Raw genomic sequence first — 12273 nt, forward strand, 5'->3', positions numbered from 1 at the left:
TAAAAGATATTAATAAATTCGTCTAGCTATGGGTAAGGTGTTCTAATAGTAAGATAATATTTTTTTATAATTAAATATAATATCTACCTTAAAGTTACTTTAAACTATCTAAATAAGCTTGTTGTCCTATCTTATATAGGTTATTACCTTCGCTATCTATAACTACCACTACAGGTAGATCCTTCACTGTGAGCTTTCTTATAGCCTCTGCTCCTAAATCTTCGTAGGCAACCATTTCAGCTTCTTCTACAGATTTTCCTATTAGAGCAGCTGCTCCACCTATAGCTGCAAAGTAAACTGCATTATTTTTTATTAATGAGTCTACTACGTCTTTACTTCTAAGTCCTTTACCTATCATCCCTTTAAGACCTTTATCTAAAAGTCTTGGGGCATAAGGATCCATTCTATAACTAGTAGTAGGCCCTGCTGATCCTAGCGCCATTCCTGGCTTTGCAGGACTTGGTCCTACATAGTATATTATTGCGTCTTTTAAATCTAATGGAAGTTCTTTTCCTTCATCTAAAAGATCTACTAATCTTTTATGAGCAGCATCTCTAGCTGTATAGATAGTTCCACTTATAAGCACACTATCTCCAGCCTTAAGACCTTTAACCTTTTCTTTTGTAAGTGGGGTTGTTATCTTCTTTTCCATACTTATTTCCTCCTATAATTCTATTTCAGCATGTCTTGTAGCATGGCAATTTATATTAACAGCTACCGGAAGCCCTGCTATATGAGTTGCATAAGTTTCAATATTTACAGCTAAAGCTGTGCTTCTTCCTCCAAAACCTTGGGGTCCTATGCCTAAAGCATTTATACTCTCCATTAATTCTCTTTCTAAATCTGCATAATAAGGATTTGGATTTCTTTCTGATGTAAGTCTAATTAATGCCTTCTTAGCCAAATTAGCTGACTTATCAAAAGTACCACCTATACCTACACCTACTATTATAGGTGGACATGGATTAGGACCTGCCTCTTTAACTACCTTTATTACGAAGTCTTTAACTCCTTTTACTCCATCTGCAGGCCTTAGCATCTTTAATTGACTCATGTTTTCTGACCCAAATCCTTTAGGAGCCACAGTTATCTTAAGTTTATCTCCTGGAACTATATTATAATATAAGATTCCTGGAGTATTATCCTTTGTATTTACTCTATTTAGCGGATCGCTAACCACAGATTTTCTTAAGTACCCTTCTGCATACCCTTGCCTTATACCTTCATTAATAGCCTCTTCTAAGTTTCCTCCAACTACATGAACATCTTGACCCATATCTACAAACACACAAGTCATTCCTGTATCTTGACACATAGGCATTCTTTGATTTTTAGCTATGTCTGCATTTATTAATATTTTATCTAAAATATCTTTTGCAATAGCCCAGGTTTCTTTTTCATAGGCTTCTTTTAATCTATTTCTAACATCCTCTGATAAATAATAGTTAGAATCTATACATAGATTTCTTACTGCATTAGTTATATCTGACACATGAACTTCTTTCATATTAAACACTCCTTTAAATATCCTTGTACAAGTTTAAACCTTACTTGTAACAACTGATTTTTATATATTTTTTTTAAATCTATCTTCTGCCTATATTATACCCTTTTATTAGCCTTAAATATTGAAAATACATTGAATTTTATATAGTATTAACGTTTTTAATATATAATAAGTTATTACAAGTATTAAAGGCTCTATAATTTATCATTAATTGGATAAAGGCAGTTTAATAATTAAACTGCCTTATGTGAAATTTAAATCACTTATTTATTTCTTCTATTAACAAGGGCAACTACTCTATTCATCTCATTGTTTACTATCATATATCCTTCATCTACACCCATTCCTGGTTTAGCTAAGCATTGGTCCGCTCCACAAGCCATAGCAATGTTAGTGCAAACTTCTGAGGATCTATTAGTTTCGTTACAAGTTCCTCCTGAATAAGCCCCAATTCCTTTTTTCTTGCAGTATAATATAGCTTCTATTATGTTATTAACTCCTCCAAGATCTGGAGTCTTTATTTGAAGCATATGTCCTGAGTTGTTATCAGCAAATAAAACTACATCATCATAAGTATTACACCATTCATCTGCAACTATTTCTACATTAATATTTTTCTTATCAAGCTCAATTCTTAAATCTCTAAGAGCTTCCATTTGTTTTATTCTATCATCTACATCCATAGGTCCTTCTATTCTTAAATGGAATGGTTTTGCGGTTTCTTCTAATACTTTAAAGTACTCAACCATTTTTCCCATATCATTGTTAAAAGCTACACCTATAGTTCCATAAACATCTATATGAAATATTGGATTATAATCTTCTGAGCTTCTTACCTTTAAAACTCTATCTCTTAACCATTCAACATATGCAATAAGTTTTTCTCCACTTTCTCCAAGCTTTTCTTTTACATTATTGAAAAGAGCATGTGGTAAAACATCTGCACCTTTGATTATCATTTTGTCAGCATTTGTATATCTATCGTCTCCTGATTGAGTAAATATAGGAATTCTTTTTATATTAACTCCTGTATTGTATTCTTCTTTAACTACCTCAGCCATAGTGATCTTTTTAGATTTTGCTACTGCATCTAATATAGCTTGAGTTACTCCATATCTTATTGCTGTATGTAGTCTTTTACCATTAACATTCATCTTATCAAATTCTTCTGCTAAGTCTTTAAAACTATTTAAATCTCTACCTATTAATTTTGGTGCAATTTCTTTTTCTATTAAAGGTATGAATTCTTCTGCTAAAAATAAAGGATCTCTTCCACCTGCACCTGAATATTGTACTGCTGCACAATCTCCATGAGCCACCTGTCCGTCTTCTAATATAAACATAACTGATATAGACTCACCTGCTTGTCTTATAGCGTCAAAACCTTCTGTAACAGGTTCTCCTATATAAGTAAATCCATCATGTTCTACTCCATTTTTTATAGCTCTTTGGTCATCAAAATAAAATCCTGTTCTTCCAGCTGAACAAACAACATCAACAATTTTCATTTTACGCCCTCTTTTCAATTATTTTTATCTTTTAAAAAGATATTTTTTATTTGTCTTTACATTAATACTTTATATTCATCCTTTTATTTTGGATAAACTATCTCTATTTTTTATCTGGTCTACCTATTAGAACTCCTTTGCCTACTGCAAATATATCATCTATGGTCATTTGGAATCCAATTTCTCTATTCTCATATTTGGCTCTTTCTTCTAACTTCTTCATATTAAAGTTCATAATATCCTGAGTGAAAGGAACATTTCCAAATTTAAGATACCTTACAGCTCCGTTATTATCTCTAGCTGGCATCATTTTACCATTATTATATTTACTAGGTGCAAAAGGTATATCTACAATTCCTGCCTGGAATCCTTTTACAGTACCTATTGCAAGATCGCCATTACCTAGTTCAAACAATTTATCTACCATACATTTAGTTTCTGCTTTTATTATATTAATTTCAGTTTGTAACTCTTTTGACATAGGCATCTTTTGTCCTCTTAGTAAATTAAGAGTTACCTTTGTAGCCTTTATGCCCGCTGCATTAGCTTCTTTAGTTGGAACTCCTATAGCTTCATGAGGAGTTTTAACTATTACCTTTGTAGCTCCTGCAAGGGCGGCTGCTGCAGCTCCTGTGGATATTACTCCAAAAGCTTTAGATTCATCTGCTGGGAATCCGCCCATCCATTGATGGAAAACTGTAGTTATATATACATCATTATATCCATTAGCCTTTAAATATTCATCAGTCTGCTCCTCTAAAGCTCTTATAGCTGCTACGTCTTGAATAAGATTTCCACACTGTCCATATCCCACAGTTATGTTTTTAACGCCTTGTTCTGCTGCAAATAAAGCCTCAACTATAGCTACTGCATTAGAAGTACTTGGTGGTACCAAAGTTCCTGTAAGTGGTCCAAAGGGTTCTCTGTTAATCGATATGCCTTGTTCTTCATAGAATCCTGCAAGCCTATCGCAATATTGCCAATCTAATAAAGTTCTTTCTATACTTACACTTTTTGCATAAGGTATATTATAAGATATTCCTCCACCTTCATTAGAAGTCCAACCAGATGCATGAGTAATCTCAGCAAGGAGCCTGCCATCTGGAGTACCATGTCTTGATTCTATAGGTAGGTTAATTGCTTCAAAAACTTCCCTACAACCATGAACACCATGATTTACTCCTGGAAATCCATTTAATAGTGATCTATTTGCAAGCTTACTTTCCTTTATTCCAATTTCACATTCATCATATCTATTTTGTCTTGTATAACTGTCTATTGTTGAAGGTAGTAAGTCAGCCCCACCTTCATCTTGAAGATAAGTTAAAAGTTTTATATGAGCATCTATAAGTGCAACACCTGCTCTTGGTTGTGCCAATGTTACTCCCTCTTCTTTAGCTTTCATAAGTTTTTTAGGAAAGCTTTTATGATCTGGAACCTTTTTTAAAAAATCTACTGCCTCTTGAAGATCTACTTCTTTGCCGGTTGGCCATTGATTTAAAACCTGTTCTCTTTCTTTAAAAAACTCTTCCTCTGTCCACTTTTTATTTTTTAATCCCACTTTTTGTACCTGCCCTTCTTAAATTTATACCTACAATAAAAATTTAACTAAAATTCACCGTTACAGTGGTTATCAAAGCTTTGTGCATCCTTAAACTGTTGTTTAAATAATTCTATCTTTTTTTCATCAATATAATCATTTTCTTCATCTTTTTTATAATCTATTTCTACTAAATACTTTTTCATTATTCTTACAGCTAAATCTGGCAATTCTTCTGCAAGTAATCCCATAGATGAAAGTATATAAGTTTTATCTAATAATAACTTTGATCTTTGAGGTCTTAAGGAATTTAAATTTTCTTTAGAAAATGTCCCTGCTTGTAATATATTGCCTGAATCTTTACTGTGAACTAAAACTCCACCTGTTCCTATCATATATTTCACTTCCATAAGATCTTTTCCATATTGAGTGTATACAACCCCTAAAGGTGAGTAAACTGGTTCTACATATCCACAGTGTCTTTCCATGGCAAGCTCTGTTGCTATACGCGCCATGGACTCATCAAAATCTACCTCATCTTCAGTTTTAGGTATCATCATTATATCTTTAGATCTTAGTCTACAGTTTTCTTCTACATCCAAATCTTTATTTTTAAGACTTTTTTTGATTTTTCTAGTTCCTGCTGCCTCCCATAAGGATAATGCAGAGTACCTCATGCCAAGATCACCCTCAACAGTTCTTTTTGCAAAGGGTTCTTCAAGCCCTCTAAGTGTAACTCCGGCTTTTGTTGGTTCACCATCTGCTATAGAGTGTACATCGGTAGTCGCACCACCAATGTCTATAACAACAATTTCCCCTATTCCCTCTTCTTTATCACTGCCCTCGCTTAATACCCTTGCCGCTTTAAGTACAGCAGCAGGGGTTGGCATAAGTATTCCATTTACATACTCTTCTGCATTAGAAAGGCCCTTTGCATCCACTATTCTATTCATGAATATCTTTCTTATCTCTTCTCTTGCTGGCTCTACATTTAATGAATTTAATTTAGGCATAACATTTTCAGTAATAAAATAAGGTGTTTTAGCCTCATCAAATAATTCACTTATATCATCGTTAGCACCTTTATTTCCAGCTACTACAACTGGAATATTAATTCCATGTTTCACAATCATTTTAGCGTTATGTATTATACATTCTTTGTTTCCACCATCTGTGCCCCCTGCAAGTAGAATAATGTCTATGTCAGATTTTTTGATTTCTTTCATCTCTATATTTGTGAGTTCATAGCTATAAGTTTTTAGTACCCTTGCTCCTGCACCTAATGCTGCCCTTTTAGCAGCTTCAGCTGTAAGTTCCGGCACAAGTCCTATAGCTATCATCTTTAGCCCACCTGCTGCTGATGAGCAAGCAAGTCTTCTTACAAAATTAACTTCTTTACCTTGTAAATCTTTTAATAATTTATCATAGGCCTTATTAAAGCCTATCATTATATCATCTTCTATTGTAGTTATATCCTTAGATGTAGCCAATATCTCTTCATTTTTAATATCTATGGCTGTAAGCTTTGTATATGTGCTCCCAAAGTCTATTAATAAATATGCATCCATTAACATCACATCCATTTATTTTTTAGTTTTCTTCTAAGTTTAAGTCTTCTCTCAAGCACTTTATTGTAGTATCTACAGATGTTCCTGGAGGAAATACCCTGTTAAATCCCATATCTTTGAATCTTTTTTCAACCTCTGGCCAATTTTGTTTTCCAACTACTATATTTCCACCTACATATAAGATTATATTTTTAAGTCCAGACTCTTCGCATTTTTCTCTCATTCCTCTACAATCCATCTCACCATGTCCATAGAGAGAAGATACTACTATAACGTCAGCATTTGTTTCTACAGCTGCATTTATAAAATCTTCTTGTGGTGATAATACCCCTATGTTTTCAACCTTAAAACCAGCTTCAGACAAAGCATAGTCTAAAATCTTATTTCCTACTGCATGACAGTCTGAACCGATTACTCCAAGAACTAATCTTTTTTCTTCCATTTTATAAGCCTCCTAAAAATAATAATGAAATTAAATGATTTCTTTTTATTTTTATTTTAATTGTAAGTTAAATCTTTTTATTATTAATATTTATGAAATAATTTACAACTATTAACTTTTATAATTTATTTCTAGTATTTTAGACCTTAATGCTTTTACAGATCCTTCGTCTAAATTATATATGAATTTAATTATATCTTTATCATCATTATTTAATCTTTTTGTTTCTTTAAATCTTCCTGGTGAAACAATTATTACTTCTGATTCCTCTATAAGCTCTTTTATTTCTTCTAAATTCTGTGTATTTGTGTATTTTATATTTATACCTCCGAGTCCCGCGCTTTCTAAAGCGCCTTTTATCTTAAACATAAATTCTTCAGATATACACAAAAACCCGAACTTTGTTCCTTCTTTATACCTTGCTATTTTTACGATGGTTTCTAAATCTGCGTTAATGGCCACTCCAAATATTTCCTTGTGAAATCCTTCTATAAGCTTATTTACTTCATTAACATGATTAAATGTTGATATAACCACTTGAGCCTCTTTTAATAATGTTAATGTTTCTTCATCCATCTTTTTAAGTTCTCCTATAGTTAATGGTACAACATTCATATTCATAGCTTCACTTAATTCTTTACTAAACATTCTAGATTGCTCTGTATTGCATTCTACATAAATACCTTTAAGTTCTTTCATAAAATCTGATTTTTCTTTAACTCTTGTACTTACTATTTCCAAAAACTCGTCAATATTCATACCAGCTTCTAAAGCTTCTTCTATTCCTATATCTACAAATCTAACTATTTTATCTCTAACGTTTTGTTCCTTCCAAGGCTTGGCTTCTTCTGCTACAAATGTTCCTTTCCCTTGATAAGATTTTAAAACGCCTTCCTTTTCTAATTCTTTATAGGCAGTACTTATTGTATTTCTACTTACCTTTAGATTTTCCGATAATTCTCTTTCTGTTGGCATCTTTGTTCCAACCTTGAGAGAGCCACTTCTAATATGATACATTATTTGCTTTTTTACTTGCAAATACAGTGGAATGCCACTTTTTTTAGTTATCACTATGTTTATTTTAATTCGCCTCCAAGATCTATTGGACTAATGGATTGAACCACCGATTAAATAATATCACAATGCACGAGTCCAATCAATACGTTTTCATAACTTATTTAATACTTTAGTAACCTTTATAATATGTATCTTTTATTAAAGCTTTCTTAATATTATTATATTAATAATATATGCCTTCATAAATCTTCTATTAATAAAATAAACACTTAATTTTAAGTTTATCCATTATTTAACCACTTATTATTATTAATATATTTTTATTATTAATTTAAATACTGAAAATTATTTAACATACTTTATAAGTTTTAATAATATATTTTAATAATATAAGTAAGTTCACTTTATGTAGGAGAGTTAAATGAATGCAGATAAATTATTTGATTATATTATAAAAATTTTAATTGCCGTCTTAATAATCATCATTTTATTTAATATATATACATATATTAATTATAAAAAGAAATATGTTCCTAATAATAGTATAAATGTATCTCCAATAACTGGTGAAATAATTACTAATGTTTATAATGAGGATACACTACCCATTTCAGTTAATTATACTGATATTTATGAAAATGATTCGATTTGTGGTCTAGGTAAAGCTGACATTATTTATGAGTTTATAGATAAAAATCAAAAACTTAATTATAATGCTATATTTTATAGCAACATACCCAATAATAATTACCCAATATCATCAATTCGCACCAGCAAATTAGATTCAATTCCAAGTTTTAATTTTAAAGATGCGGTTGACGTTGACTCTAATTTAATAAATGCTGAATATTTATTTATAAACCTTAATAATCTTTATACTTCTAATTTTATATATAAAGATGGGGTATATGAACACTTTTTAGGAAGTGTTCCTCATGTAGATAGCTTAGATAAAGAAATCATAAAAGCCACCAATGTAGTAGTTCAATTTGTAGATGATCCCATATCCTTTCAGAGTTCTAACAAAAATGATTCAGGCCATGGAATGTTATTTGCAAGTGGAAAAGCATTAAATATGAAATGGGTTAAAGATAATAATAAAACTTCTATATACGATTCTAATGAGGTACCACTTTCTATAGTTAGAGGTAATACTTGGTGGGTGATTATAGATAAAAGTAATTCTTTAATTTATAAATAATTTAACATATTCTATAATACTAAAAATATTAAAGACATGAATATAAGGTTCATTCTTAAAATATTAAGAATGAACCTTTATTTATATATATTTAAATTTTAAATTATTAAATTTAAAACTACATTTTATAACTTGAATCTTTAACTATATTTTATAGCTTAAGTGTTTAATTCTATTTTACCCCTTAAAATTTTAACTCTATTTTTAATTGTTATAATACTTATTTACAGCTTTTGTTATAGCTTTAGCAATACTCTCTTGATATTCTGATGTTCTAAGCTTAGCCTCTTCTTCTATATTTGATAAAAATCCACATTCAATTATTACACAGGGCGCTTTATACCCATCTCTTAATATTTTGTAAGTATCTCCTGCAGCTTTTTCATTTCTATTGTTATTAGGATTTAATTCTTCTTTTAATGTATCTTGAAGTATCTTTGCAAAATCTTTACTTTCTTTGTAATCTGAATACCATACTTGTGCACCTGAATACTTTATTTGAGGGAACATATTTAAATGTATGCTTAGGAACATATCGCATTTTGTCTTATCCTTCATTACGCATCTATTATTAAGATCTTGATTCTTTTTCTCTCTTACTGTACCTTTATCCTCATATAATCCTTTATCTTCCTCTCTTGTAATGTAAACCTGGTATCCTTCCTTTTCTAAACTTTCTTTTAAAAACTTACTTATGCTTAAATTAATATCTTTTTCTAAAGTTCCACTTTTTGACACAGCTCCGCCATCTATTCCTCCATGACCTGGATCTATAAGTATAATTTTATTTTTGTTTTCTAGAGCTTCTGTTTTGTAGGTAAAAGGTGTTATAGCTAAAATTAATGTAAGAATAAACATTAACCTAAAAGTTAATTTGTAAATACTTTTTAGTTTTATATATTTCACAGATATTCACCTCCATCTATTTTAAAATTATTATTAAATACATCATCCTATATATTGTTCCCATAATAATATATTTTAATTAAAAATCAACTATCTTTTAAATGAAAAAAAATCAGCTATCTTTTAAATTAAAAGCAACTGATTTTATACCTATATATTATCTAAGTATACTTGCATTTATATTTTCACCTATGTTTGTAGAATGATCGCCTATTCTTTCAAGATTACTAATTATATCTAAATATACAGCTCCAGCAGTTGCTGTACATGTACCCTGATTTAATCTTCTTATATGAGACGATCTAAATTCTCTTTCTAATGTATCTATTCTTTGTTCCACATTTAATAATTCTTCAACTTTGTTTGGATCATTATTTTCATAACTCTCTATTGCAAGTTGTAATGAATGGATAGTATAATCATACATCTGTTTAAGCTCTTCTAATGCTTCATCCGTATATTCTAATTTCTTTATTATCTTTTCGCTTGTTAAATCTGCAATATTTTCTGCATGATCCCCTATACGTTCTATATCATTTACAACATGAAAAGTAGACGCGATAATTCCTTTTTGCTTATCTGAAACTTCAGTTTTTGAAAGTTTCACTAAATATGTAGTTATTTCTTGTTCTAAAATATTTATTATTTTTTCATTTTTATAAACTTTTTCAACTAATTTTTCATCATCACTTTCAAAGGCTTTGATAGCAATTTCAACATTTTCCTTAGCCTTATTTGCCATTCTTAAAACTTCTTTTATAACTTGTCCTAGTGCTATTACTGGTGTTTCTAAAAGCCTGTCATCTATAAATTTAGCTCCAACCTTTTCTATTTCGTCTTCTCCTTTTATAACTTTGTTTGCTATAAGTATTAAATAATTACTCAAAGGAAGTAATATTATAGTGTTTGTTATATTAAAAACTGCATGCGCATTTGCTATTTGTCTTTGTGTGTTTAGTGGACTAATGTATTGAACTAGTTGTGCTAAAGGTCCTCTTAGTGGAATGAATATTAATGTACCTATAACATTAAAACACAAATGTATAATAGCGGCTTTTCTGGCTGTTTTAGAAGTTCCTATACTCGCTAATAGTGCTGTAACACAAGTACCTATATTACATCCTAAGATTACAGGAATGGCTATAGACATATCAATACTACCTGTGCCTGCTAACGCTATAAGTATACCTGTTGTTGCCGAAGAGCTTTGCACTACAGCTGTCATAGCTAATCCTGCTACAATACCAATTGCCCAATTATCGCCTATGGCAATAATTAAATCTTTAAATTGTTGAGACTGTGCGATTGGTTTCATTGCATCTCCCATTATTCCCATACCCATAAATAATATTCCGAATCCTAATATTATGTTACCAAACTCTCTTCTTTTTGTAGACTTCGAAAACATTACTATGGCTACACCTATACCTACAAATATTGGGGCTATTGTATCTAACTTAAATGCTACTAACTGTGCAGTTACAGTAGTACCTATATTAGCTCCCATTATAACTCCTACTGCTTGGGATAAGTTCATAAGTCCAGCATTAACAAATCCTACTACCATTACTGTAGTAGCACTACTACTTTGAACTACAGCTGTTACTACTGCACCTACTAGTACACCCATAAACTTATTAGAAGTAGCTTTTTCTAATATACTTTTTAGCCCTTCACCAGCTGCGTTTTCTAATCCATCTCCCATAAGTTTCATACCATACAAAAATAAACCTAGACCACCTATTAATCCAATTATAATTGCCATTGTATTCAAACCATATTCCCCCATTATAAATTACTTTTATCTTAGAAATAATACAGTATATTTTTATGTATGTTAAGAGAATCTCATAACTTTTAACCTAATCTTAATATAAGCATACATTTTTTGTAATTCAATTATCTGTTTAATAAAATAACACCCTTTTAATTATAAATTATTAGTTTTGACTATATTCCACTATTTTATCAAGCATTTATAAATATTTACTTAATGAAGCTCAGATAGTCATAACTAATTCTTTTAAAAAGCTTTATATCACCAAGTAATAAGGTTAGCCATTAAAAAGGTTTAAGTCTTAATATGATGTAAATCCTGTAAACTTAAATAACTTAGGACTAAAAAAATAAAACCCCCAAACATTAATGTTTGCGGGTTTCGTGATTTTATAAATACTATCTCTTTGAAAATTGCGGTGATCTTCTAGCTTTCTTAAGACCGTATTTCTTTCTTTCTTTCATTCTTGGGTCTCTTGTTAAGAATCCTGCCTTCTTAAGTTCAGGTCTTAAATTTTCATCAGCTTTAACTAATGCTCTTGTAATACCGTGTCTTATAGCTCCGGCTTGACCTGTATATCCCCCACCGTGTACATTTACTAAAACATCAAATTTACCTTTAGTTTCAGTTAAAACCAATGGTTGGTTAGCTATAACCCTTAAAGTTTCTAATCCAAAAAATTCTTCTATGTCTCTGTTATTTATAGTTACTTTTCCTTCACCTGGTATAAGTCTTACTCTTGCTACAGCTTTCTTTCTTCTACCAGTTGCCATATATTGAACTTTAGCCATTTAAAATTTCCTCCTC

11 protein-coding genes are annotated in these 12273 nt (G+C 30.6%); 1 reads left to right on the forward strand and 10 read right to left on the reverse strand.

Annotation, left to right across the window (positions count from 1 at the left end):
- Positions 1-94: 94 nt before the first annotated feature.
- The 7 genes from BV55_RS0103385 to BV55_RS0103415 all read right to left on the reverse strand — a co-directional run bounded on the left by BV55_RS0103385 (position 95) and on the right by BV55_RS0103415 (position 7636).
- Positions 95-652, reverse strand: a complete 558-nt coding sequence (locus tag BV55_RS0103385) for a Fe-S-containing hydro-lyase (RefSeq protein ID WP_029451362.1) — start codon at positions 650-652, stop codon at positions 95-97.
- A gap of 12 nt (positions 653-664) precedes the next feature.
- Positions 665-1507 (reverse strand): fumarate hydratase, encoded by an 843-nt coding sequence (locus BV55_RS0103390; RefSeq protein ID WP_029451363.1) that lies wholly within the window; start codon positions 1505-1507, stop codon positions 665-667.
- Positions 1508-1770: 263 nt separating this feature from the next.
- Positions 1771-3015, reverse strand: a complete 1245-nt coding sequence (locus BV55_RS0103395; RefSeq protein WP_029451364.1) for a methylaspartate ammonia-lyase — start codon at positions 3013-3015, stop codon at positions 1771-1773.
- Between the two features lie 103 nt (positions 3016-3118).
- Positions 3119-4576 (reverse strand): methylaspartate mutase subunit E, encoded by a 1458-nt coding sequence (locus BV55_RS0103400; protein ID WP_029451365.1) that lies wholly within the window; start codon positions 4574-4576, stop codon positions 3119-3121.
- Positions 4577-4623: 47 nt separating this feature from the next.
- Positions 4624-6123, reverse strand: a complete 1500-nt coding sequence (glmL, locus tag BV55_RS0103405) for a methylaspartate mutase accessory protein GlmL (protein ID WP_084170486.1) — start codon at positions 6121-6123, stop codon at positions 4624-4626.
- A 22-nt stretch (positions 6124-6145) separates the two neighbouring features.
- A complete protein-coding gene (gene glmS, locus BV55_RS0103410) occupies positions 6146-6565 on the reverse strand; it encodes a methylaspartate mutase subunit S (RefSeq protein ID WP_029451367.1) in 420 nt (139 codons plus the stop codon).
- Between the two features lie 111 nt (positions 6566-6676).
- Positions 6677-7636 (reverse strand): GntR family transcriptional regulator, encoded by a 960-nt coding sequence (locus BV55_RS0103415; protein WP_341349696.1) that lies wholly within the window; start codon positions 7634-7636, stop codon positions 6677-6679.
- 367 nt (positions 7637-8003) lie between these two features.
- Here BV55_RS0103415 and BV55_RS0103420 point away from each other — a divergent pair, with 367 nt between their 5' ends.
- Positions 8004-8783 (forward strand): DUF3048 C-terminal domain-containing protein, encoded by a 780-nt coding sequence (locus tag BV55_RS0103420; RefSeq protein WP_029451370.1) that lies wholly within the window; start codon positions 8004-8006, stop codon positions 8781-8783.
- Between the two features lie 204 nt (positions 8784-8987).
- On the opposite strand, the gene cwlD is transcribed toward BV55_RS0103420, so the two are convergent.
- From cwlD to rpsI, 3 genes are all read right to left on the reverse strand, one after another.
- Positions 8988-9641: an N-acetylmuramoyl-L-alanine amidase CwlD gene (gene cwlD / locus BV55_RS0103425; protein ID WP_029451371.1), complete on the reverse strand. Its 654-nt coding sequence runs from the start codon at positions 9639-9641 to the stop codon at positions 8988-8990.
- Positions 9642-9846: 205 nt separating this feature from the next.
- The gene (locus BV55_RS0103430) at positions 9847-11454 is read right to left on the reverse strand and encodes a Na/Pi cotransporter family protein (protein WP_423752108.1); all 1608 of its coding nucleotides are present in this window, start codon (positions 11452-11454) and stop codon (positions 9847-9849) included.
- 410 nt (positions 11455-11864) lie between these two features.
- Positions 11865-12257 carry a 30S ribosomal protein S9 gene (rpsI, locus tag BV55_RS0103435; RefSeq protein ID WP_029451373.1) on the reverse strand — a complete coding sequence of 131 codons (393 nt, stop codon included), beginning with the start codon at positions 12255-12257 and terminating at the stop codon, positions 11865-11867.
- Positions 12258-12273: the final 16 nt, after the last annotated feature.

The sequence above is a fragment of the Clostridium algidicarnis genome, assembly GCF_000703125.1.
GTDB lineage: Bacteria > Bacillota > Clostridia > Clostridiales > Clostridiaceae > Clostridium_L > Clostridium_L algidicarnis.